The sequence below is a fragment of the Amycolatopsis sp. cg5 genome (assembly GCF_041346955.1).
In the GTDB taxonomy this organism is placed as follows: Bacteria; Actinomycetota; Actinomycetes; order Mycobacteriales; family Pseudonocardiaceae; genus Amycolatopsis.
Map to the genome: position 1 here is coordinate 7,017,642 of NZ_CP166849.1, position 21,663 is coordinate 7,039,304.

The following is a 21,663-nucleotide window of genomic DNA, read 5'->3' on the forward strand; positions in this document are numbered from 1 at the left end:
CCTGCTGTGTCATGCGTGTGCTGATGTTGTCGTGGGAGTACCCACCGGTGGTCGTCGGCGGATTGTCCCGGCACGTGCACGCGCTGGCGCGGCACCTGAGCCGCCGGGGGCACGAGGTGGTCGTGCTCTGCCGCCACACCGCGGGCACCGACGCCGAGACGCACCCGCGCACCGACCGGGTGGTCGACGGGGTGCGGATCATCCGCGTCGCCGAGGATCCCGCCCACCTCACCTTCGAGCGTGACCTGGTCGCCTGGACGCTGGCCATGGGCCACGCGATGATCCGCGCGGCCACGGACCTGCTGCGCACCTGGCAGCCCGACGTCGTGCACGCGCACGACTGGCTCGTCACCCACCCTGCCATCGCGGTCGCCGAGGCGGCCAGGGTGCCGCTCGTGGGCACCATCCACGCCACGGAGGCCGGGCGGCACTCCGGCTGGCTCTCGCAGCCGCTCAGCCAGCAGGTGCACTCGGTCGAATGGTGGCTGGCGAACAGGGTCGACGCGCTGATCACCTGCTCGCAGGCGATGCGCAAGGAGGTCGCGCACCTCTTCGAGGTCGAGGCCGACGACATCACGGTCATCCACAACGGCATCGAAGAGCGCAGCTGGCAGGTCCCCGACGAAGAGATCGCGCACGCGCGCGAGGTCTACAGCCCGTCAGGGGCGCCGCTGCTGCTGTTCTTCGGCAGGCTGGAGTGGGAAAAAGGGGTGCAGGACCTGCTGGCCGCGTTGCCGAGGATCCGGCGGTCCCGGCCCGGCACCCGGCTGGTCGTGGCCGGCAAGGGCCGTCATCTCGAAGAGCTCGTCGAGCAGGCGCGCAAGCTGAGGATCCGGCGCGCGGTGGACTTCGTCGGGCATCTCACCGACCGCGAACTGCGTGCCGTGCTGGCCGCCTCCGACGCCGTCGTGCTGCCCAGCCGCTACGAGCCGTTCGGCATCGTCGCGCTCGAAGCGGCGGCCGCGAAGGCGCCGCTGGTCGCCTCGACCGCGGGCGGGCTCGGTGAAGTGGTGATCGACGGCGAGACCGGCCTCGCGTTCAAGCCAGGCGACGTCGACGCGCTGGCGACGGCCGTGGAAGCCGTGCTGGACGACGAAACCGCGGCGACCCGGCGGGCGCTGGCCGCCCAGTCCCGGCTCGCCGCGGACTTCGACTGGGACCGGATCGCCCAGGCCACCGCGGACGTCTACCGCCGCGCGAAGCCGGGCGAACCGGTCGAGTTCGGACGGCCCAAGATCGCTACGGGCAACGCCTTCGAACTCTAGGTACCTGTACTACCAGTGACAGGGCCGGACGCAGGTCGGCGCCGCGGACGCGGTCGCCGGTACGACCGTGGCCCCGGCCAGCGCCAGCACCGTGAAAACAGCGGCCAGCACAGCTTTCAACTGCGTTTTCATGGGGACTCCTCAGGGATGACAGGCGTGAAACCGCCTGCGCAGAGCATCCGCGCGCCGTCCCCGCGAAACAATAAGTACATCACTAGGTACGGGTACGTATTTCCGTTTTTCGTCAGAAAACGGGCAACAGGACCCCATGCTCCGACTCCGGACGGCTCCCGCTGATCCGCCGTTCGGACGCGTCGATCGCGACGTCGTTGATGCTCGCCTCGCGCCGTCGCATCAGCCCGCTGTCGTCGAACTCCCAGAGTTCGTTGCCGTAGCTGCGGAACCACTGGCCGTCCGCGTCATGCGACTCGTACTGGAACCGGACGCCGATGCGGTTGCCGCGAAAGCCCCACAGCTCCTTTCGCAATGCGTAGTCGAGTTCCCGCGCCCACTTGGCCGTCAGGAACTCGACGATCTGCGCGCGCCCGACGACGTGCCGGTCGCGGTTACGCCAGACGCAGTCCTCGGTGTAGGCGAGCGCGACGCGTTCGGGGTCGCGGGTGTTCCAGTTGTCCTCGGCGGCCTGGACCTTCCGGCGCGCGGTCTCTTCGTCGAACTGCATGGCTGGCTCCCTCAGGTTTGGAGAACGTGCGTTCTCCGGTTAGCCTAGAGAACGCACGTTCTCCAAACCAGAGGCAGGTGTCGTGGACCACACCGAGGCGACCGAGCGGCTGCTCGACGCCGCCGAGTCGCTCTTCTACACGCACGGCGTCTCGGCCGTCGGCATGGACGCGATCCGCACCGAGTCCGGGGTGTCGCTCAAGCGGCTTTATCAGTGCTTCGCGTCGAAAGACGAGCTTGTCGAGGCTTATCTGCTGCGACGGGACAAGCGCTGGCGCGCGTCCTTGGAGTCGTACGTGACCGCGCAGGGCAACGATCCGCTGGCGGTGTTCGACTGGCTGCACGACTGGTTCAGCGAGCCGGGATTCCGGGGCTGCGCGTTCATCAACTCGTTCGGCGAACTGGGAAACGCCTCGTCCGGCGTGGCCGCCGCCATCCGGCTCCACAAGGACGAAGTGCGGCGGTACCTGCGCGAGCTAAGCCCCAATGGCGACCGCATCTTCGTGGCCGTGGAAGGCGCGACCGTCCTGGCCGCCATCACCGGCGACCCCGGCGAGGCCTTGGTCGCCAAGGACCTCGTTTTCGCAGCTCAGGGGTCGTGAGTGGTATCGCCGGTTCTAACCGGTCTCAACACTCACGACCCCTGAGCTGGGCAAATCCTTGGAGCGGGCCCGGCGCAGGGGGAGCCACCCTTTGCCGGACCCGCTCCACACACCGGCCCAAATCCATTCCCGGTGTGCACCGCCCCGGTCCCTCGTCAGGTAGGGACCGGAGCGGGGTCTCTCACGCGGTGAGGTACCGCGCGTACGCGCTCGTCGTCAGGAAGCTGGGGAGCTTCTCGCCGAGCGCGGTCTCCTCGAAGATGGCGCGCGCGTCATCGAGCCGGGAGTGGCCAAGTTCCGCCCGGATCGAAGCGAGCTCTTCGTCCACATAGGACACCGTGAGCTCGTGGGTGAGCGCCGTGCCGTCTTCGAGCTTGGTGCCGTTGCGGATCCACTGCCACACCTGGCAGCGCGCGATCTCCGCCGTGGCGGCGTCCTCCATCAGGTTGTGGATGGCCGCCGCGCCGGTGCCGCGCAGCCACGCGTCGATGTAGCGCAGCGCGACGTTGATGTTGCCGCGCACGCCCGCCTCGGTGACCTCGCCGCCGGCGCTGGCCACGTCGAGCAGGTCCTCTGCGGTGACGACGACGTCCTCACGCAGCTTGCCGAGCTGGTTCGGCCAGCCGCCGAGCACCTCGTCGAAGACCTCGCGGCACACCGGGACCAGTCCGGGGTGCGCGACCCACGAGCCGTCGAAACCGTCGCCCGCCTCGCGTTCCTTGTCGGCGCGGACCTTTTCGATGGCGACCGTGTTGACCTTCGGGTCCTTCGACGGGATGAACGCCGCCATGCCGCCGATGGCGTGCGCGCCGCGCTTGTGGCAGGTCCGCACCAGCAGTTCGGTGTAGGACCGCATGAACGGGACGGTCATCGTCACCTGCGCGCGGTCCGGCAGCACGAAGTCGGCGCCGTGGGAGGAGAAGTTCTTGATGACACTGAAGATGTAGTCCCAGCGGCCCGCGTTGAGCCCGGCGACGTGCTCGCGCAGTTCGTAGAGGATCTCGTCCATTTCGAACGCGGCGGTGATCGTCTCGATCAGCACGGTCGCGCGGACCGTGCCACGCGGGATGCCGAGTTCGTCTTGCGCCAGCAGGAAAACGTCGTTCCACAGGCGGGCTTCGAGGTGGCTTTCCAGCTTGGGCAGGTAGAAGTAGGGGCCGCGGCCGCGGGCGATGAGCTGGCGCGCGTTGTGGAAGAAGTACAGGCCGAAGTCGACCAGGCTCGCCGAGACCGGGCGGCCGTCGATGCGGATGTGCTTCTCCACCAGGTGCCAGCCACGCGGGCGGGCGACGATCGTCGCGGGCGTCTCGCCGACGGCGTAGTGCTTGCCGGACTCGGTGGTGAAGTCGATCGCGCGGCGGATGCCGTCGAAGAGGTTGAGCTGGCCGTCGATCACGTTGTACCAGGTCGGCGACGTGGCGTCCTCGAAGTCGGCGAGCCACACCTTGGCGCCGGAGTTGAGCGCGTTGACCGTCATCTTGCGGTCGGTCGGGCCGGTGATCTCGACGCGGCGGTCCTCCAGGCCGGGCGCGGTGGGCGCCACGTGCCACGAGTCGTCGTTGCGGATCGACGCGGTCTCCGGCAGGAAGCCGAGCGTCTCCTCGCCGGAGCGGATCTTCTCGCGACGGAGGCGGCGCGCGTCGAGGAGTTCGGCGCGACGGCCTGCGAAGGCGTTGTCCAGCTTGGCCACGAAGGCGAGCGCGGCGGGGGTGAGGATCTCGTCGAACCGCGGGCCTTCCGGTCCGGTGACCTCAATCCGGTAGTCCAGCTTCATCTCAAGTCCTCCAAGCGAAAGGGGGTCGTGAGTGGTACGGCCGGTTAGAACCGGCCGTACCACTCACGAGGGCTTTAGAACTGGGCTTCCTCGGTGGAGCCGGTGAGCGCCGTGGTCGAGCTGGTCGGGTTGAGCGCGGTGGCGACCTTGTCGAACCAGCCGGTGCCGACCTCACGCTGGTGCTTGGTGGCCGTGTAACCGCGGTCCTCCGAAGCGAACTCGCGCTCCTGCAGGTCGACGTAGGCGGTCATGCCCTCGCGGGCGTAGCCGTGCGCCAGGTCGAACATCGAGTAGTTCAGCGCGTGGAAACCGGCCAGGGTGATGAACTGGAACTTGTAGCCCATGTGGCCGAGCTCGCGCTGGAACTTCGCGATCGTGGCGTCGTCCAGGTGCTTCTTCCAGTTGAACGACGGCGAGCAGTTGTAGGCCAGCAGCTGGTTCGGGTACTTCGCCTTGATGGCCTCGGCGAACTTGCGCGCCACCTCGAGGTCCGGCTCCGAGGTCTCCATCCACAGCAGGTCGGCGTACTGCGCGTACGCCAGGCCGCGGTCGATGCAGGGGTCGATGCCGTTGCGGACGGTGTAGAAGCCCTCCGCGGTGCGCTCGCCGGTCACGTACTTCTGGTCACGCTCGTCGACGTCGCTGGTGATCAGCGTCGCGGCCTGCGCGTCGGTGCGGGCGATGATGACCGACGGGACACCGGCCACGTCCGCCGCGAGCCGCGCGGCGTTCAGCGTGCGCTCGTGCTGCTTGGTCGGGATGAGCACCTTGCCGCCGAGGTGACCGCACTTCTTCTCGGAAGCGAGCTGGTCCTCCCAGTGCACACCGGCGGCACCGGCGGTGATCATGCCCTTCATCAGCTCGAACGCGTTGAGCGGACCACCGAAGCCCGCTTCCGCGTCGGCGACGATCGGGGCGTACCAGTCGATGTCGGTGTTGCCCTCGGCCCAGTTGATCTGGTCGGCGCGGCCCAGCGCGTTGTTGATGCGGCGCACGACGGCCGGGACCGAGTTGGCCGGGTAGAGGCTCTGGTCCGGGTAGGTCTGGCCCGCGAGGTTCGCGTCGGCCGCGACCTGCCAGCCGGACAGGTAGATCGCCTGCAGGCCGGCGCGCACCTGCTGCACGGCCTGGTTGCCGGTGAGCGCGCCGAGCGCGTGGATGTAGTCCTCGGTGTGCAGGAGCTTCCACAGCTTCTCGGCACCACGGCGGGCGAGGGTGTTCTCTTCGACGACACTGCCGCGCAGCTTCACCACGTCGGCCGCGGTGTAGCTCCGCTGGACGCCTTCCCAGCGGGGGTCGGTGGCCCACTGCTCGGCCAGTTCCGCCGCCGCCTGCTGCTGATCAGTCATCGATGCTCCCGGTGTTGCGAATCTTGCGATGTCTCGGCTTGCTGGCCAAGACCCTGACACGGCCGGGGAAACGAGATCCAGAGCGCCAATTTGCCAATTTCTGCGAAGATTCCGTACGCTTCTGCGAAGGTTGCGAATCGCAGGTTCGCAAACGAGCGAGAATTCGCGTTCTGAATCGTTCACGGAATCGCTGAAGAACCGGAAACCTTGCGGACAGAGAGGCCAGAGTGGACAAAACCTTCGCCGGGGCGCGGCTGCGGCATCTGCGCGAAAGCCGGTCGATGAGCCAGGCCGATCTGGCTCGTGTGCTGGAGATCTCACCCAGTTACCTCAACCAGATCGAGCGCAATTCGCGGCCGCTCACCGTTCCCGTGCTGCTGCGCATCACGCAGGCTTTCGGCGTCGACACGGAGTTCTTCGCCAACAACGACACCGCCCGCCTGGTCGCCGACGTGAAGGAGGCGCTGCTCGACGAGGCGATCGGCGTCGACGTGACCACCTCCGAGCTGAACGAGCTCGCCACCAACCTGCCGACCATCGCCCAGGCGCTGGTCAAGCTGCACCGCAGCTACCGCAACGCCGTCGAGAACACGGCCGCGCTGACCACGGAAAACGGCCTCGGCCTGCACGGCAGCGCGGCAGGCAGCCTCCCGCACGAAGAGGTCCGCGACTTCTTCTACGAGCGCGAGAACTACGTCGCCGAGCTGGACGAACGCGCCGAGCGCATGGCGGTCTCGACGCCTTTGCGAAGGGGCGAAGTGCTCGGTGCGCTGCGGGAATACCTGACGGTCAAGCACGGCGTCGAAGTCACCAGCGAAGGCATCAACCAGGCGTCCGACGAGCAGCACCGCTACGACCCACGTGCCCGCGTCCTGCGGCTCGCGCCGAGCCTGCGCGTGGGCCAGCAGGCGTTTCGCATGGCTTCGCAAATCGCGTTGCTCGAGTACGACGACCTGATCACCGAACTCGCCGACTCGTGGGCCTTTTCGGGGCCTGCGGCCAGGTCCTTGGCCCGCGTCGGCCTCGCGAACTACTTCGCGGGCGCGCTGATCCTCCCCTACGGCCCGTTCCTGTCGGCCGCGGAAGGCTTCCGCTACGACATCGAGCGGCTGTGCGACCACTTCGGCGTCGGCTTCGAGACGGTCTGCCACCGCCTGTCCACCTTGCAGCGCCCCAAGATGCGCGGCGTGCCGTTCTCCTTCGTGCGGGTCGACCGCGCGGGCAACATGTCTAAACGCCAGTCCGCCGCCGGTTTCCACTTCTCACGGGTGGGCGGCGCGTGTCCGCTGTGGAACATCTACGAGGCGTTCACCTCACCCGGCAAGATTTTGACGCAGATCGCGACCGTGCCGGACGGCAAGAGCTATTTCTGGATCGCGCGCACGGTGTCCCGCAACATCGGCGGCTATGGCAGCCCGGGAAAGACGTTCACGGTCGGCCTCGGCTGCGAATTGCGGCACGCCAAGCGCCTCATTTACTCCACCGGCCTCGACCTGGACGACCGCGCGGCCGCGACCCCGATCGGCATGGGTTGCAAAGTCTGCGAACGCCCGGCCTGCTCGCAGCGCGCGTTCCCGACGATCGGCAAGCAGCTCACGGTCGACGAGAACACCAGCACCTTCGTCCCCTACCCCGCGGTGCCGAAGTCCTGACAGGTGCGCTTGCTTGGGACCGGCGCGGCGACGCGGTGAGAACCCGGGATAAAGCGGGCTTTACTCCCGGGGATAAAGCCCGCTAAATCCCCGGGAGTAAAGCGGGCTTTATCCCGGCACTGGGTTCCTAGGACTCGAGGGTCTTCTGGAGGGCCTTGTTGGCCTTGCGGGCCATGTCGGCGATGGCTTCGCGGCGCGCCGCGTCGGCGGCGTAGTCGTCCTTGCGGTTGCGGACGACGCGGGCGGGCGAGCCGACGGCGATCGAGTAGTCGGGGATCTCGCCGCGGACGACCGCGTGGGCGCCCAGCACGCAGCCGCGGCCGATGCGGGTGCCCTTGAGGACCGTGACCTTGGTGCCGAGCCAGGTGTCCGGGCCGATGCGGACCGGGGACTTGACGATGCCCTGGTCCTTGATCGGCACGGTGATGTCGGACGTCACGTGGTCGAAGTCACAGATGTAGACCCAGTCCGCGACCAGGGTGGCCTCGCCGAGCTCGATGTCGAGGTAGCCGTTGAGCACGTTCTGCCTGCCGAAGACGCACTTGTCGGCGATGCGCAGCGAGCCCTCGTGGCAGCGGATGGCGTTGCCGTCGCCGACGTGCACCCAGCGGCCGATCTCCATCCGGCCGTAGCCGGGACGGCAGTGGATCTCGACGTCCTTGCCGAGGAAGAGCATGCCGCGCAGGATGATGTGCGGGTTGGCGATCCGGAACTTGAGGAGCCGCCAGTAGCGGACCAGGTACCAGGGCGTGTACGCCCGGTTGCGCAGCACCCAGCGCAGTGAGGCCTTGGTCAGGAACTTCGCCTGCCGGGGGTCACGGCGGGCCTGGCCCCAGGCCTTGAGCCTCGACATTGCGGGCGCACCCCACATGGACGTCATACCCGAGACCGTAACCTGATCGGGGGTGCACGTCGTTATCAAGGGGATGGACATGGGGACGAGGCTGATCATCGACACCGATCCGGGTGTCGACGACGCGTTCGCGATCGCGCTGGCCGCGCTGAGCGACGACGTCGAGCTGCTCGGGGTGACCACGGTCTTCGGCAACGTGCCACTGGAAACGACCACGCTCAACGCGCGGCGCCTGCTGGAACTCTGCGGCAGGCTGGACGTGCCGGTCGCCGCGGGCGCTGACCGGCCGCTCGTGCACGCCCAGCTGGACAGGGCCGCGCACGTCCACGGCGCCGACGGTTTGTCCGGCCGCTCGCACACCCTGCCAGAGCCGACCAGGCCGCTGGCGTCCTCGGACGCCGTCAGCCTGCTGGTCTCCCTGATCGAAGCGGCCGACGGGCCGGTCACCCTCGCGCCGATCGGCCCGCTGACCAACATCGCGCTGCTGCTGGCCGCGCACCCCGGCGTCAAGGCGAAGATCGCGCGCATCGTGATCATGGGCGGCGGCCTGCACCACGGCAACAGCTCCCCGGCGGCCGAGTTCAACATCTGGAGCGACCCCGAGGCCGCGCGGCGCGTGCTGGTCGAGGAGGACGTGCCCTGCGTGCTGGTGCCGCTCGACCTCACCCATCGCTGCACGTTCGACTCGGCGTGGCTGGACAAGCTCGCGGCGTCCGGCCCGCTCGGCGCGACGCTGGAGAGCCTGACCGCCGAGTACCTGGCGCACTACCGCACCGAGCTGGGCTTCGACGGGATCGTGCTGCACGACGCGGTCGCCGTCGCCGAGGCGATCAAGCCGGGCATCCTGGTGACCGAGACCTACCCGATCGAGGTGGACTGCGGTTTCGGCGCGGCGCGGGGCGCGACCGTGGCCGACCGCAGGCTCAAGCCCGGCGGCGGCCGCACGGTCGACGTCGCGCTGGACACCGATCTCGACGGACTCCGCGCATTCCTGCTGACCCGATTGGCTGGTACCCGGTGAAGCGCAAGGCCTTGATCTCCCTCGGCGCCGTCGTCGTCGCGGTCGGCGCCCTGGTCGTCGCCGTCAACCTCGCGCCGGGTGGCGCGAAGACGACGACCGCGGACCCCACCCCGACGCAGCTGCCGCCGATCGACACCCCGGTCGTCCTGCGTGACAACAGCAAGCCGCCCGCCGAGCCCGGCCAGGCGTTCGACGCGTGGGCCAGCAAGACCAGCACCTGGCTCGACATCCCGTTGCGCCCCATGGAGAGCTACGCCAAGGCGACGCTCGCGCTGGCCAAGGAGAAGCCGGACTGCCACCTGTCGTGGGTGACGCTCGCCGCCGTCGGCAAGACGACCACCGATCACGGCCGCGCGCTCGAAGCCCAGTTCGACGAGGCGGGCGCGCCGTCGAAGCCGATCGGCAACGTGCCGTTCAAGGACTTCTACGGCCGCGTGGTGTCGACCTCGGACGCGAACGGCCCGTTGCAGCTGCCGTCGGCGATCTGGGACAAGTGGCAGGCCAGCGCGTCGGGCAAGACGCCGGACGTGCAGAACATCGACGACGTGGTGCTCACCGCGGCCCGCGCGCTCTGCGGCGACGGACGCGACCTGCTCAAGGGCGACGTGTGGTGGAAGGCCGTGAGCACCCTGCACTCCGCTCCGCTGATGCTGCACCGCACGCTCGCGACGCTCAACGTCTACGGCACCGTCGGCCAGCGCTCCGACCCGCCGAACCCGGCCGTGCTGGGCGCGGTCAACTTCGCGATCAGCAAGATCGGCCTGCCGTACGTGTGGGGCGGCAACGGCAAGGGCGGCAGCGATCCGGGCTTCGACTGCTCCGGCCTGACCACCGCCGCGTACGCGAGCGCGGGCGTCAAGCTGATGCGCACGGCCGACACGCAGTTCCGCAGCGTGAAGGCGGTCGGCGAGCCGCAGCTGGGCGACCTGATCTTCTACGGCGAGCCGAAGACCAAGATCCACCACGTCGGCCTGTACATCGGCAACCAGCAGATGATCGACGCGCCGACCGAGGGTCAGGCCGTCCAGGTGCACACCTACCGCAAGCAGGGCGACGACTACGCGGGCGCGGGCCGTCCGGTCGCGTAAAACGGGTGGACGGCACGCCGACCGGGCTTGTACTTTACTGCTCGACCGTGACACCGCCTGAGGAGGTGAGACCCATGACCGCTGTATCGACGTGGGTGCTCCCCCTTGCCGTCACGGCCGGCGATTGACGTAGGTGTCGCCGGGAGCGCCACAAAGGGCACTCCCGAAAGGCAACACCATGGATTTCGACGTAGTCATCGCCGGTTGCGGCCCCACCGGCGCGATGCTGGCCGCCGAGCTGCGGCTGCACGAGGTGCGGGTTCTCGTGCTGGAGCCGGAAACCGAGCCGAAGTCGTTCGTGCGCATCGTCGGCCTGCACGCGCGCAGCCTCGAACTGATGGCCATGCGCGGGCTGCTGGACCGCCTGCTCGAACACGGCAGGCAACGCCCGGCGGCCGGTTTCTTCGCCGCGATCGCCAAGCCCGCGCCGCGTGACCTGGACACCTCGCACGCCTATCTGCTGGGCATTCCGCAGCCGGTCGTCGAGCGACTGCTCGAAGAACGGGCAAGCGAACTGGGCGCGCAAGTTCGGCGTGGATGTGCGGTGACCGGGTTCGAGCAGGACGACGACGGCGTGACCGTCAAGCTGACCGGCGGCGAGGAGCTGCGTACACGCTACCTTGTCGGCTGCGACGGCGGGCGCAGCACAGTGCGCAAGCTGCTCGGCGTCGGTTTCCCCGGCGAGCCGTCGCGCACCGACACGCTCATGGGCGAGATGGAAGTGACCGCGCCGCCGGCGGAAATCGCCGCCAAGGTGGCCGAGGTCCAGGAGAAACCGTTCTGGCTCAGGCCTTTCGGCGGTGGTGTCCACAGCGTCGTCGTGCCGGCGGGCGACGTCGGTGATCGCGCGGAACCGCCTACCCTGCAGGATTTCCAAGAACGGCTGCGTGCCGTCGCGGGTACCGATTTCGGCGTGCACTCCCCACGGTGGCTGTCCCGGTTCGGGGACGCCACGCGGCTGGCCGAGCGATACCGGGTCGGGCGGGTGCTGCTGGCGGGCGACGCCGCGCACGTCCATCCGCCCACCGGCGGTCAAGGGCTCAACCTCGGGGTCCAGGACGCGGTCAACCTCGGCTGGAAACTGGCGGCACGGGTCCGTGGCTGGGCGCCGGACGCCTTGCTGGACACCTATCAGGCCGAACGTCATCCCGTCGCCGCGGACGTGCTGGACAACACCCGCGCCCAGATGACGTTGCTGTCGACCGATCCTGGCGCGCAGGCGGTGCGCAGGCTGCTCTCCGAGCTGATGGACTTCGACGAGGTGAACCGCCATCTGATCGGGAAGATCACCGCGATCGACGTCCGCTACGACCTCGGCGAAGGTCCTGACCTGCTCGGGCGCCATTTGCGCGACATCGACGTGAAGACGGGCCGTCTCTATGACCTGCTGGGCCGTGGCCGCGGCCTGCTGCTGGACCGCACCGGGCGGCTGACCACCGGCGGCTGGTCGGACCGGGTCGATCACCTCGCGGATCCGGCCGCGGGGATCGACGTTCCCGCCGTGCTGCTCCGTCCCGACGGTCACGTCGCCTGGGTCGGCGACGCGCAGTCCGACCTGGACGATCGGCTCGCCCGCTGGTTCGGCGAGCCCCGCCGGTGATTGACTCTCGGGCGGAGGTGGTGGAGATGACGGTTGCCGAAGTGATGGCCGAACTGGCCGCGCTCGAGGACCCGAAGGCCCGCGCGATCAACGAGAAGCACGGCGACGACCACGGCGTGAACCTCGGCAAGCTGCGCGCGGTCGCGAAACGGCTGAAAACCCAGCAGGACCTGGCGAAGGGACTGTGGGCGACCGGCGACACCGCGGCCAGGCTGCTGGCGTTGCTGATCTGCCGTCCGAAGGCGTTCGAGCGCGACGAGCTGGACACGATGCTGCGCGAGTCGCGGACCCCCAAGGTGCACGACTGGCTGGTGAACTACGTCGTCAAGAAGAGCCCGCACACCGAAGCGCTGCGCGTGGCCTGGTTCGCGGACGCGGATCCGGTGGTCGCGAGCGCGGGCTGGGCGTTGACGACCGAACGTGTCGCCAAGAAGCCGGACGGGCTCGATCTCGCGGGCCTGCTCGACGTGATCGAGGCCAAGATGAAGGCGGCGCCCGACCGGCTGCAGTGGGCGATGAACCATTGCCTGGCCCAGATCGGGATCGAGCACGCGGAGTACCGCGACCGCGCGCTCGACATCGGCGAACGCCTGCAGGTGCTCAAGGATTATCCGACGCCGCCGGGCTGCACTTCACCGTTCGCACCGATCTGGATCACCGAGATGGTGCGGCGCCAGGCCTGACACTTTCCCCCGCCCCCTTCAACATATAGCGCACCCCGGGGCTTGCGGCAAGCCCCGGGGCGTGCCCCACAATTGCCCGGTCCAACGCTATGACCTGGGGAAACGGGGATTCGAAAAGTGCGTGTGCTGTTGTCGACATGGGGATCACGCGGGGATGTCGAGCCGCTGGCGGGGCTCGCGGTGGCGTTGCGGGGCCTGGGTGCGGAGGCCACCGTGGCCGCGCCGCCCGACGAGGATTTCGTGACACTGCTCGACCGGGCGGGCGTGCCGATGGTGCCGCTCGGGCCGTCGGTGAAGTCGGTGGTGTCCGGGGAGAAGCCGCCGACCGCGAAGGACGCGTTCTGGCTCGCGCCCGAACTCGTCAGGGCGCGGTTCGAGGTACTCGGCGAGGCGGCCGAAGGATGTGACGTGGTGATGGGGTCCGGCCTGATGCCGGCCGGTGTCCGGGATGTGGCCGAGCACCTGGGAATTCCTTACGTCTACGCGTGTTTCCAGATCTTCGGGCTGCCGTCGCGGCACTTCCGGCCGGGACAGCGGCCGGGCACGCCGTCGTCCGAAGACGAGACGGACTTCGACGTGCTGTGGAAGCAGGACGCCGAGCGTGTCAACGGCCTGTACGGCGAGTCACTCAACGCCGGACGGGCGAAGATCGGGCTGCCGCCGGTGGCCAACGTGCGCGATCACGTGTTCACCGAGCAGCCGTTGCTGGCGGCCGATCCGACGTTGTGCCCGGCGGAGGGCATGACGAACTACGACCTCACCCAGACCGGGGCGTGGCAGCTCCCCGACGACCGGCCGCTCCCGGACGACCTGACCGCGTTCCTCGACGACGGCACGCCACCGGTGTACGTCGGCTTCGGCAGCATGGCCGCGCACGCGCCGCAGGACATCGCGCGGGTGGCGACCGAGGTGATCCGCGCTCAGGGGCGCCGGGTGCTGCTCGGCAGCGGCTGGGCCGGGCTGGGCCTGGTCGACAACGCCGACGACTGCTTCGCCGTGGGCGAAGTCAACCAGCAGGCGTTGTTCCGGCGGGTGGCCGCGGTCGTGCACCACGGCGGCGCGGGCACCACGACGACGGCGGCAGGCGCGGGCGCGCCGCAGGTGATCATGCCCCGCATCGCCGACCAGCCGTACTGGGCCTCGCGCGTGGCCGACCTCGGAATCGGCGTCGCGCACGTGGACTCGACCGCGACCGCCGAGTCACTGACCGCCGCGCTCACCACGGCCCTGGCACCCGAGACTCTCAAGCACGCCAAAGAGGTCTCGGGCATGGTCAGGACCGACGGCGCCATGGTCGCGGCGAAACTGCTGCTCGCCCGCTAGCCGGGATAAAGCGGGCTTTACTCCCGGGGATAAAGCCCGCTAAACATCGCGGAGTAAAGCCCGCTTTATCCCGGCCCTCGCGCTAGGAGACGGGCTGGGGTTGCTTGGTGTGGTCGCGCCGGGGCAGCAGGGCCGGCGTGAGCAGGCAGAGTGCCCCGGCGGCCGCGAGTGCGATACGGGGGCTGGTGGCGGTGGCCAGCAGCCCCCACGCCGCAGTCAGCGCCGCGATGGTCGCGCTGGAGCTGATCGACCACGCCGACAGCATGCGCGCGACGCGGCCGGTCTCCGTGCTGGAGAGCCGGTAGGTGACCACCACCGGGTTGAACACGCTGATGCACAGGATCAGGCCCAGCTCGACGACCATCACGATCACCAGTCCCGGCAGGCCGGGCCTGATGAAGACGAGGCCGATCAGCCAGCACGCGCGCAGTGTCCCGCCGACGAGCAGCACCCGATGCTGCCCGAAGCGCGCGACGAGCTTGCGGGCCAGCCGTGAGCCGATCAGGCCGCCGGCGCACGGGACCGCGAACGCGAGGCCGTATTGCCACGGCGCGAAGCCGAGTTCGCCGAGCATGAGCACGGCGAGCAGCGGTTCGGTCGCCATGATCAGGCCGTTGACGAGCATCGTGTTGAGGAAAAGCCTGCGCAGCACCGGGTTTTCGAGGATGGTGCGCCAGCCGTCGAGCAGGTCACGGGCGCGAAGCCGCGGTTTCCCGGAGCGCTCGGGGCGTGGCTCACTGCCGCCGATCGCACGGATGCCCAGTGCCGAGAGCAGGTAGCTGCACGCGTCGGCGAGGATGGTCGTGACCGGGCCGAACAGGCCGATCGCGGCTCCGCCGAGCGGCGGCCCGAGCGCGACGGAACTCCAGGTGGTCGACTCGAACCTGGCGTTCGCGACCAGCAGATCCTCTTGCGGCACCAGTGTTTTGAGGTACGCGCCGCTCGCGGAGGAGAACGCGATCTTGGCCGCGGCGACGAGCACGGACACCACCACCAGGTGCGCGAACGTGAGCAAGTCGAACGCGAACGCGAGCGGGATGCTCACCAGCGCGGCGAACCGGAGCAGGTCCATCGCGATCATCACCGGCCGTTTGCGGCGGAACTCCACCCACGGCCCGAGCGGCACCGCGAGCACCGCGCCGACCGCCAGTCCCGCGGCCGAGAGCACCGACACCTCGGCGGGCCCCACGTGCAGCACCATGATCGCCAGCACCGAAAACGCGCCGAAGCCCAGTCCGGACCCGTACGAACTGACCGCGAACGCGGCCCACAACCACCCGAACTGCCGACCCAGCGACCGCCGCCCCATCGGCTGATCCAAGCAGATCGCCACGAGCGGAGCAGTGGTTTGCCGAAACGGCAAACCGATTTGGCGAAATCGCAAGCATGGGCGCACGGTGGAGCCATGGATCAGGAATTCTGGGACGGGCTCTACTCCGAAAACGAACGCCGCTGGAGCGGCCACCCCAACGGCGGGCTGGTCACCGAGGTCGAGGACATGACGCCGGGCAAGGCGCTGGACCTCGGCTGCGGCGAGGGCGGCGACGCGATCTGGCTCGCCGGCCGGGGCTGGAAGGTGACCGCGATCGACATCTCGCCGGTCGCGCTCGCCCGCGCGGCCGAGCTGGCGGGCCCCGACTCCGGGATCGACTGGCAGCAGGCCGACCCGAGGGTCTCACCGCCGCCGAGCCGGAGCTTCGATCTCGTTTCGGCGCAGTACTTCCCGGTGCTGCACGAGGAAGACCACGCCACCATGCGCGGACTGCTCGACGCCGTCGCGCCCGGCGGAACGCTGCTCGTGGTCAGCCATCTCATCGAGGGAACACCGCCGGAAGGCTGGCGCGGTCCGGACCCGCGCGAGTTCTACCAGCCCGCCGAGATCGCGGACCTGCTCGGTGACGACTGGGAGATCGAGCGGCACGAGAACCGGGCCAGGGTTCACGTCCCGCACGACAACCCGCATCACGCCGACATCGTGCTGCGCGCCCGCCGTCTACGCTGATTCGGTGCGCATCCTCTTCGCCAGCCTGGGTTCGGTCGGCCACACCTATCCGATGGTCCCGCTCGCGGTCGCCGCGCGGGACGCCGGGCACGAGGTGTGGTTCGCGGTCGGCGAAGAGGTGCACGCGCCGCTGGACACGCTCGGGCTGCGGCCGTTTCGCCCGGCTGACACGTTCTACGAGATCTACGCGGAAGACCTCGCGCCGGAGCTGGAGCGGCTCCGGCCTGACCTGGTCGTGCACGGCTGGGGTGTGCCCGGCGCCGCCGTCGCCGCGGAGCGGGCCGGGATTCCGGGGCTGTGGCACGGATTCGGCAGGCTGTTCCCGGAAGGCATCGGCCTCACCCGACCGTCCGGCGCGCGGCCGCATCTCGACATCTGCCCGCCTTCCTTGCAGGACAAGGACTTCGGCGACCAGATCCGGCTGCGGCCGGTGCCGTTCTCCCCGCCTGGCCCGCTGCCCGCCCGGAACGAGACCAAGCCGCTGGTCTACCTGACGCTCGGCACCGCGTTCGGCACTCCGGAGCTGCTCAGCGAGGCCATCGAGGGGCTCGCCACGCTGGACGCGCACGTGGTCGTCGCCACCGGGCGGGTGCGTGCCGACCTGCTCGGCGACGTGCCCGCCACCGTCACCGTCGCGAAGTGGGTGCCGCAGGCGAGCCTGCTGCCGCACGCCGCCGTGGTCGTGCACCACGGCGGCAGCGGCACCACGCTCGGCGCGCTCGCCGCTGGCGTGCCCCAGCTGATGCTGCCGCAGGGCGCCGACCAGTTCGCCAACACCGAAGCGGTCACCGCGGCGGGTGCGAGCCTGCGCCTGCTGCCGACCGAGATCAGCGCGGACGCGATCGCGTACCAAACACGAAAGCTGTTGGCGCAGAACGGTTTCCGCGAAGCCGCACACGGGATCGCCGAGGAGATCGCGCGGATGCCGTCGCCCGCCGAGGTGGCACGCGAGCTGCCGGACTACCGCTGAGCCAGCCAGTCCCGCGCCTCGGCGGCCCGCCGGAGCACCGAGACGTGCCCGTCACCGGGAGACGACCAGAATTCCGTTGAGGGGCAACGCTTCGCGAGCCACGCGCTGTGCGCATGCGGCACGACGCGATCGTCCTCGCCGTGCACCAGCAGCACCGGCACGGCGACCTGCGCCGGGTCGAATCCCCACGGGCCCACGAAGGCCAGGTCGTCGTCGATCAGCGCGCTGGTGCCCGCCTCGATCGCGGGGCCGACGACTTCGAGCACCCACGCCCAGTCCCCGGCCAGCGCGGCCCGGTCCGCCTCGGTGAACATCTCCGGGTCATAGGCGCCCGCGGCCTCGAACCGCTCCTTCGCCTCCCGGCCCTCGACGGCGGCACGCAGCCCGTCCGCGCCGGACGGGTTCATGCCCGCGTACCAGTCGAGCCCCTCGGCGTCGAACGGCGCCAGCCCGGACACGCTCACCACGCCCACCACCCGTTCCGGCAGCAGCGCGCCACACGCCAGCGCGTGCGGGCCGCCACCCGAATGGCCCATCACCCCGAACCGCTCGATCCCGAACGCGTCGGCGACCGCGGCGACGCACTCCGCCACCGACGCCACGTCGCGCTCGGGCACCTCCGTCGAACTTCCATAACCGGGACGGTCGAAGGAAACCCAGCGGATTCCCTCGGTGAACAGCGGCTTCGGCGGCGCGCCGATGTTCGGGGTCCCGTGATGCCAGAACACGGGCAGGCCGTCGCCGCCGGTGTCGTAGGCGTGCAGTGCGCGGCCGTCCGGAAGGGTCAAGTCGGTCTCGATCACGCGACCGAGCCTAACTCCTTCGGCTCTTGACCTTGTCCCCGAAATCCGCTGACGTTACCTCCGAGCTTTCTTCCCTCAGCGCCGAGAGGACCACCCATGTCCGCACGCCTGTCCGCGGTACTCGCCGCCCTGCTGCTGCTAGCCGGGATCGCCACCCCGGCGAACGCCGCCACCCGCACCTACCGCGAGTACGTGGCGCTGGGCGACTCGTGGACGGCCGACGTCGTCATCGTGCCGCTGCCCACGACGCAGTACGTGCCGTTCGGCTGCGCGCAGTCGGCGCGGGACTACCCCAAGCAGGTCGCGGCGGCGCTCGGCGTGCCGAAGTTCTTCGACGCCAGCTGCGGCGGCGCGACGACCGACGACTTCGCCAACCCGCAGAGCGGCCTGCTGTTCGGCGGCACCAACGCGCCGCAGTTCGCCCAGCTCACCGAGACCACGGACCTGGTGACCGTCGGCATCGGCGGCAACGACGCCGGACTCGCCGGCGCGGTCAGCGGCTGCATCAACCTGCTGCCGCCGCCGCTCGGCGTGCCGTGCAAGCCGAAGTGGGTCAGCGGCGGCGTCGACCGGATGTCGGAGAACATCACGGCCGCCAAGCACAAGGTGATCACCGCGGTCACCGAGATCAAGCAGCGGTCCCCGCACGCGCGCGTCCTGCTCGTCGACTATCTGGCCGGCATCCCGCAGAGCGGTGGCTGCTGGCCGTTCCAGCCGGTGCTGAACAGCGACATGGAGTGGCTCGGCGCCAAGCTCCGTGAGCTCAACGCGGCGGTGAAGAGCGCGGCCGCGGCCACCGGTGTCGAGTTCGTCGACACGCACAGCCAGACCATCGGCCACGACGCGTGCACCAGCCCGTTCACGCGCTACGTCGAAGGCCTGCTGCCGATCTCGGCGAACGGCCTCGCCATCGCCGTCCCGTTCCACCCGAACTCCGCCGGCGGCGACGCGCAGGCCCGCATCGTGCTGTCGAAGATCCGCGGCTGACCTGCGTGGGCAGGCTGCTGGAGGACAAGACCGCGATCGTCTACGGCGCCGGCGGGCCGATCGGCGGCGCCATCGCCGGCGCGTTCGCCAGGGACGGCGCGCAGGTCTTCCTCGCCGGGCGCACCAAGGCCAAGCTGGACGCGCTCGCGCAGGAGATCGGCGCCGCTGTCACCGAACTCGACGCGCTCGACGAGCAGGCGGTGGACACGTTCGTCGACTCGGTGGTCGCGCGCACCGGGCGGGTGGACATCTCGGTCAACGTCATCTCCTGCGGCGACGTGCAGAAACCGCTGGCCGAGATCACCGTCGAGGAGTTCCTGCAGCCGAGCTCGGGCCGCACGGGATCAGGGTGGTGACGCTGAAGACCGGCGGGATACCCGAAACCATCCCCGGGTCGTTCGGCGACCGCGCCGAATTCGAAAGCATGATGCGCGGTTCAACACTTTTGGGTAAGACGGCTACCTTGGCGGATGTCGGGAATGTGGCCTCGTTCGTCGCTTCGGATCAGGCACGGACGATGACCAGTTCCACGGTGAACATCTCGTGCGGGGCGATCGTGGACATCTAGGGCTGATCGGGTGTTCATTTCTATCGCTCAGCGTTTCTTTTTCCGGCGGGCGCTGGGCCGGTCAGGTGTTACCTTCCCGGATCGGTTGACCGTCACCGCCGCGCCCACCTAGGAAATGGGAGGTTGTCCGTCCTAGGGGGAGGTAGGGAATGTCCGCTCTCAGACCCGTGCTCGTGGCGGCAGGCGTGCTCGCCGGTTTTCTGGTGACCGTGCCCGCATCGGCGGCGACGCCGGTGATCCAGGTGATCAGCCGCACCCCGGCGGCCGAGGGTAACGACAGCTCTTCGGATCCCGCCACGAGCGCCGATGGCCGGTATGTGGTTTTCGCGTCGTACGCGACCAACTTCATTCCGGGGAATACGAACGGAAGTCAAGGTATATACGTCAAGGATACCGTCACCGGCGTTATCTCCCACGCTTCGGCCGCGGCCAATGGCACGCAGGCCGACGCCGATTCCGAAAGCCCCAGTATCAGCGCGGACGGCCGCTACGTCGCATTTACCTCGGTCGCGACGAACCTGGTGCCGGGTGACACCAACGGCGTGCGCGACGTTTTCGTCAAAGACATCCGCACCGGCGCGATCGTCAAGGCGAGCACCGCCGAGAGCGACTTCGCGACGATCAGCGCGGACGGGCGGCACGTGAGTTTCCGGTCTGGCACGAGCGCCTACGTCAAGAACCTCGACACGGCCGAGACCAAGCTCATCGTCGCCAACGCGCCCGCGACGACGTACCCGCTCAGCGCCGACGGCAGGCTCGCCGTATTCGCCACCAGCGGCGCGCTCGTCGCGGGAGACACGAACAACGTCTCCGACGTGTACCTCAAGGATTCGCAGACCGGCACCCTGAGCAGGATCAGCACCACCGCGACCGGCGGGCAGAGCGCGGGCGGCGGCACGGCGCCCACGATCAGCGCCGACGGGAAGTTCGCGGCCTTCGAGTCCGCCGCGGCCGACCTGGTGCCCTCGGACGCCAACGGCGCGGCCGACGTGTTCGTCAAGGACCTCGCCAAGGGCACGATCCGGATCGGCACCGTCACCGCCGCCGGCGCGCAGGCCAATGGCGCCGCGACCGAGCCGAAGCTCAGCGCGAACGGCCGGTACCTCGCGTTCGCGTCCGCCGCGACGAACCTGGTGCCGGGCGACACCAACGGCGCGGACGACGTCTTCGTCAAGGACCTGGACAAGGGCACCGTCCTCCGCACCAGCGTCGCGGCGGGCGGCGCGCAGGCGGAGGCCGACAGTGACAACGTCGACCTCAGCGGCAACGGCCGCGTGACCGTCTTCCGCTCGGAGTCGGCGAACCTGGCCTCGGCCGACGGCAACAACGTCGCCGACATCTTCTCGGCGCCCGCCTTGAAGCCCGGCGCCGACCCGTACGCCGACGCGATCGCCGCAGGCACCACGGTCGGCCTGTCCAACGGCGCCAACGCGCTCGGCGCCCCCGACGGCAAACTCGCGGGCGTCACCGGCCTGCTCGGCGGCCGTCTCGTGCTCGACATGGGCGAGGACGAGGAAGGCACCGGCGACCTGTCGGTGTACTACGGCGGGCTGAACCTCGGCCTGCTGACCTCGCTCGACTTCCTTGACGCACAAGGCAAATCGGTCGGCTCGGGCCAGCTGAACCTGATCGACCTCGGCGCGGGCACGCACGTCACCAAGGTCGCGCACAGCGGCGCGCCCTACCGCTACGTGCGCATCAACACCGGCTTGCTGCAGGTGTTCAGCCTGGACGCCGTCGAAGCCGCAGGCTGACCAGGGTCGTGAGTGGTATGACCGGTTCTAACCGGTCATACCACTCACGACCCCAGGTGGAGGGTCAGGAGTTTCTGGAGCTGGGTGTCGGCCGCGTCCAGGGGGCGCGGTGACTTGGTGCTGCGGCTTTGGATGATCGCGCCTTCGATGGCGCTCACGATGAAGGTGGCCATGGACGGCGCTTCGGCCTCGTCCATGCCCGCGGCGGTCAGTGAGGCCGCGAGGCGGCGCTCCCATTCCTCGAAGACCGTGGCCGCGGCCGTCTGCTCGGCGAGCGCGGCGGCCACGACCGGGCAGCCGAAGCGGTAGTCGCTGGCTTCGAGGGTGCGTTTCCACCAGCGGACCAGGGTGGCGATCAGCGCGGACGGCGAGTCGGCGCGCGCCTCGATGAGCGCGCTCATCTGCTCGCCTGCCGAGAGTGTCGCGTGCTCGATCAGCTCGGTCTTGCCGCCGGGAAAGTGCTGGTAGATGGAGCCGCGCGCGGTCTTGCTGTGCGTGAGCAGCTCGGTGAGACCGGTGCCGTGCACACCGTGCTCGCGGATGAGCGTGATGGCGCTTTCGATCAGGCGCTCTCTCGGTCCGGCCGTCATCCACATCTCCTCATGCTCTAGGGCGTGTCCTGCGGCTCTTGCACGCGCTAGCCGCGCCCAGGTGGCCGCCGGCGGCACCGCGCGATCACCCGAGTACA

Annotated in this window: 22 protein-coding genes; 14 read left to right on the forward strand and 8 right to left on the reverse strand. The window is 69.3% G+C overall.

From position 1 onward, the window contains the following. The first annotated feature begins 11 nt into the window (after positions 1–11). Entirely contained in the window at positions 12–1,265 is a 1,254-nt protein-coding gene (locus AB5J62_RS31380) for a glycosyltransferase family 4 protein (protein ID WP_370943598.1), read from the forward strand. Between the two features lie 9 nt (positions 1,266–1,274). Here the strand turns inward: AB5J62_RS31380 and AB5J62_RS31385 are convergent, their stop codons facing one another. Both AB5J62_RS31385 and AB5J62_RS31390 read right to left on the reverse strand, forming a co-directional pair. Then, positions 1,275–1,397, reverse strand: coding sequence for a hypothetical protein (locus tag AB5J62_RS31385; RefSeq protein WP_370943599.1), 123 nt, complete (start codon positions 1,395–1,397; stop codon positions 1,275–1,277). Positions 1,398–1,509: 112 nt separating this feature from the next. Further along, positions 1,510–1,947 carry a nuclear transport factor 2 family protein gene (locus AB5J62_RS31390; protein WP_370943600.1) on the reverse strand — a complete coding sequence of 146 codons (438 nt, stop codon included), beginning with the start codon at positions 1,945–1,947 and terminating at the stop codon, positions 1,510–1,512. A gap of 82 nt (positions 1,948–2,029) precedes the next feature. On the opposite strand from AB5J62_RS31390, the gene AB5J62_RS31395 reads away from it, so the two are divergent. Then, a complete protein-coding gene (locus tag AB5J62_RS31395; RefSeq protein WP_370943601.1) occupies positions 2,030–2,548 on the forward strand; it encodes a TetR/AcrR family transcriptional regulator in 519 nt (172 codons plus the stop codon). A gap of 181 nt (positions 2,549–2,729) precedes the next feature. On the opposite strand, the gene aceB is transcribed toward AB5J62_RS31395, so the two are convergent. Together aceB and aceA are read right to left on the reverse strand one after the other, a co-directional pair. After that, the gene (aceB, locus tag AB5J62_RS31400; protein ID WP_370943602.1) at positions 2,730–4,322 is read right to left on the reverse strand and encodes a malate synthase A; all 1,593 of its coding nucleotides are present in this window, start codon (positions 4,320–4,322) and stop codon (positions 2,730–2,732) included. Between the two features lie 74 nt (positions 4,323–4,396). Then, positions 4,397–5,671: an isocitrate lyase gene (aceA, locus tag AB5J62_RS31405; protein WP_370943603.1), complete on the reverse strand. Its 1,275-nt coding sequence runs from the start codon at positions 5,669–5,671 to the stop codon at positions 4,397–4,399. Positions 5,672–5,898: 227 nt separating this feature from the next. On the opposite strand from aceA, the gene AB5J62_RS31410 reads away from it, so the two are divergent. Further along, a complete protein-coding gene (locus AB5J62_RS31410) occupies positions 5,899–7,323 on the forward strand; it encodes a short-chain fatty acyl-CoA regulator family protein (protein WP_370943605.1) in 1,425 nt (474 codons plus the stop codon). Positions 7,324–7,450: 127 nt separating this feature from the next. Here AB5J62_RS31410 and AB5J62_RS31415 read toward each other — a convergent pair whose 3' ends face one another. Beyond that, complete coding sequence (locus tag AB5J62_RS31415; RefSeq protein WP_370943606.1) at positions 7,451–8,203, reverse strand: acyltransferase; 753 nt, start codon at positions 8,201–8,203, stop codon at positions 7,451–7,453. 52 nt (positions 8,204–8,255) lie between these two features. Between AB5J62_RS31415 and AB5J62_RS31420 the strand changes: the two genes are divergently transcribed. The 5 genes from AB5J62_RS31420 (at position 8,256) to AB5J62_RS31440 (ending at position 13,891) form a co-directional block, all read left to right on the forward strand. Then, on the forward strand, positions 8,256–9,197 hold the full coding sequence (locus AB5J62_RS31420; RefSeq protein WP_370943607.1) for a nucleoside hydrolase: 942 nt from the start codon (positions 8,256–8,258) through the stop codon (positions 9,195–9,197). Next, complete coding sequence (locus AB5J62_RS31425) at positions 9,194–10,285, forward strand: C40 family peptidase (RefSeq protein WP_370943609.1); 1,092 nt, start codon at positions 9,194–9,196, stop codon at positions 10,283–10,285. Before AB5J62_RS31420 ends, AB5J62_RS31425 begins: the two co-directional genes overlap by 4 nt. Positions 10,286–10,463: 178 nt before the next feature. After that, on the forward strand, positions 10,464–11,885 hold the full coding sequence (rox, locus tag AB5J62_RS31430) for a rifampin monooxygenase (RefSeq protein ID WP_370943610.1): 1,422 nt from the start codon (positions 10,464–10,466) through the stop codon (positions 11,883–11,885). Positions 11,886–11,911: 26 nt separating this feature from the next. Further along, positions 11,912–12,568, forward strand: a complete 657-nt coding sequence (locus AB5J62_RS31435) for a DNA alkylation repair protein (RefSeq protein WP_370943611.1) — start codon at positions 11,912–11,914, stop codon at positions 12,566–12,568. 117 nt (positions 12,569–12,685) lie between these two features. Further along, positions 12,686–13,891 (forward strand): glycosyltransferase, encoded by a 1,206-nt coding sequence (locus AB5J62_RS31440; protein WP_370943612.1) that lies wholly within the window; start codon positions 12,686–12,688, stop codon positions 13,889–13,891. A gap of 82 nt (positions 13,892–13,973) precedes the next feature. Here the strand turns inward: AB5J62_RS31440 and AB5J62_RS31445 are convergent, their stop codons facing one another. Further along, entirely contained in the window at positions 13,974–15,200 is a 1,227-nt protein-coding gene (locus AB5J62_RS31445) for an MFS transporter (RefSeq protein ID WP_370943613.1), read from the reverse strand. 96 nt (positions 15,201–15,296) lie between these two features. Here AB5J62_RS31445 and AB5J62_RS31450 point away from each other — a divergent pair, with 96 nt between their 5' ends. Both AB5J62_RS31450 and AB5J62_RS31455 read left to right on the forward strand, forming a co-directional pair. After that, positions 15,297–15,893, forward strand: coding sequence for a class I SAM-dependent methyltransferase (locus AB5J62_RS31450; RefSeq protein ID WP_370943614.1), 597 nt, complete (start codon positions 15,297–15,299; stop codon positions 15,891–15,893). 4 nt (positions 15,894–15,897) lie between these two features. Beyond that, positions 15,898–16,863: a glycosyltransferase gene (locus AB5J62_RS31455; RefSeq protein ID WP_370943615.1), complete on the forward strand. Its 966-nt coding sequence runs from the start codon at positions 15,898–15,900 to the stop codon at positions 16,861–16,863. Here AB5J62_RS31455 and AB5J62_RS31460 read toward each other — a convergent pair. Then, a complete protein-coding gene (locus tag AB5J62_RS31460; RefSeq protein WP_370943616.1) occupies positions 16,854–17,666 on the reverse strand; it encodes an alpha/beta fold hydrolase in 813 nt (270 codons plus the stop codon). The two genes, AB5J62_RS31455 and AB5J62_RS31460, sit on opposite strands and share 10 nt — an antisense overlap. A 96-nt stretch (positions 17,667–17,762) precedes the next feature. Between AB5J62_RS31460 and AB5J62_RS31465 the strand changes: the two genes are divergently transcribed. The 4 genes from AB5J62_RS31465 to AB5J62_RS31480 all read left to right on the forward strand — a co-directional run bounded on the left by AB5J62_RS31465 (position 17,763) and on the right by AB5J62_RS31480 (position 20,975). Next, entirely contained in the window at positions 17,763–18,653 is an 891-nt protein-coding gene (locus tag AB5J62_RS31465) for an SGNH/GDSL hydrolase family protein (RefSeq protein ID WP_370943617.1), read from the forward strand. Between the two features lie 5 nt (positions 18,654–18,658). Further along, positions 18,659–19,009 carry an SDR family oxidoreductase gene (locus tag AB5J62_RS31470; protein ID WP_370943618.1) on the forward strand — a complete coding sequence of 117 codons (351 nt, stop codon included), beginning with the start codon at positions 18,659–18,661 and terminating at the stop codon, positions 19,007–19,009. Continuing rightward, on the forward strand, positions 19,006–19,221 hold the full coding sequence (locus tag AB5J62_RS31475) for a hypothetical protein (protein WP_370943619.1): 216 nt from the start codon (positions 19,006–19,008) through the stop codon (positions 19,219–19,221). The genes AB5J62_RS31470 and AB5J62_RS31475 overlap by 4 nt, the downstream gene beginning before the upstream one ends. A 149-nt stretch (positions 19,222–19,370) precedes the next feature. Next, positions 19,371–20,975: a TolB family protein gene (locus AB5J62_RS31480; protein WP_370943620.1), complete on the forward strand. Its 1,605-nt coding sequence runs from the start codon at positions 19,371–19,373 to the stop codon at positions 20,973–20,975. A 44-nt stretch (positions 20,976–21,019) separates the two neighbouring features. On the opposite strand, the gene AB5J62_RS31485 is transcribed toward AB5J62_RS31480, so the two are convergent. Continuing rightward, complete coding sequence (locus tag AB5J62_RS31485; protein WP_370943621.1) at positions 21,020–21,565, reverse strand: TetR/AcrR family transcriptional regulator; 546 nt, start codon at positions 21,563–21,565, stop codon at positions 21,020–21,022. Positions 21,566–21,663: the final 98 nt, after the last annotated feature.

Coding starts and splice junctions, on each gene's coding strand:
- rox (WP_370943610.1), top strand. CDS start 10,464: ATGGATTTCGACGTAGTCATCGCCGGTTGCGGCCCCACCGGCGCGATG.
- AB5J62_RS31390 (WP_370943600.1), bottom strand. CDS start 1,947: ATGCAGTTCGACGAAGAGACCGCGCGCCGGAAGGTCCAGGCCGCCGAG.
- AB5J62_RS31380 (WP_370943598.1), top strand. CDS start 12: ATGCGTGTGCTGATGTTGTCGTGGGAGTACCCACCGGTGGTCGTCGGC.
- AB5J62_RS31450 (WP_370943614.1), top strand. CDS start 15,297: ATGGATCAGGAATTCTGGGACGGGCTCTACTCCGAAAACGAACGCCGC.
- AB5J62_RS31480 (WP_370943620.1), top strand. CDS start 19,371: ATGTCCGCTCTCAGACCCGTGCTCGTGGCGGCAGGCGTGCTCGCCGGT.
- AB5J62_RS31420 (WP_370943607.1), top strand. CDS start 8,256: ATGGGGACGAGGCTGATCATCGACACCGATCCGGGTGTCGACGACGCG.
- aceB (WP_370943602.1), bottom strand. CDS start 4,322: ATGAAGCTGGACTACCGGATTGAGGTCACCGGACCGGAAGGCCCGCGG.
- AB5J62_RS31435 (WP_370943611.1), top strand. CDS start 11,912: ATGACGGTTGCCGAAGTGATGGCCGAACTGGCCGCGCTCGAGGACCCG.
- AB5J62_RS31445 (WP_370943613.1), bottom strand. CDS start 15,200: ATGGGGCGGCGGTCGCTGGGTCGGCAGTTCGGGTGGTTGTGGGCCGCG.
- AB5J62_RS31465 (WP_370943617.1), top strand. CDS start 17,763: ATGTCCGCACGCCTGTCCGCGGTACTCGCCGCCCTGCTGCTGCTAGCC.
- aceA (WP_370943603.1), bottom strand. CDS start 5,671: ATGACTGATCAGCAGCAGGCGGCGGCGGAACTGGCCGAGCAGTGGGCC.
- AB5J62_RS31385 (WP_370943599.1), bottom strand. CDS start 1,397: ATGAAAACGCAGTTGAAAGCTGTGCTGGCCGCTGTTTTCACGGTGCTG.
- AB5J62_RS31485 (WP_370943621.1), bottom strand. CDS start 21,565: ATGACGGCCGGACCGAGAGAGCGCCTGATCGAAAGCGCCATCACGCTC.
- AB5J62_RS31415 (WP_370943606.1), bottom strand. CDS start 8,203: ATGACGTCCATGTGGGGTGCGCCCGCAATGTCGAGGCTCAAGGCCTGG.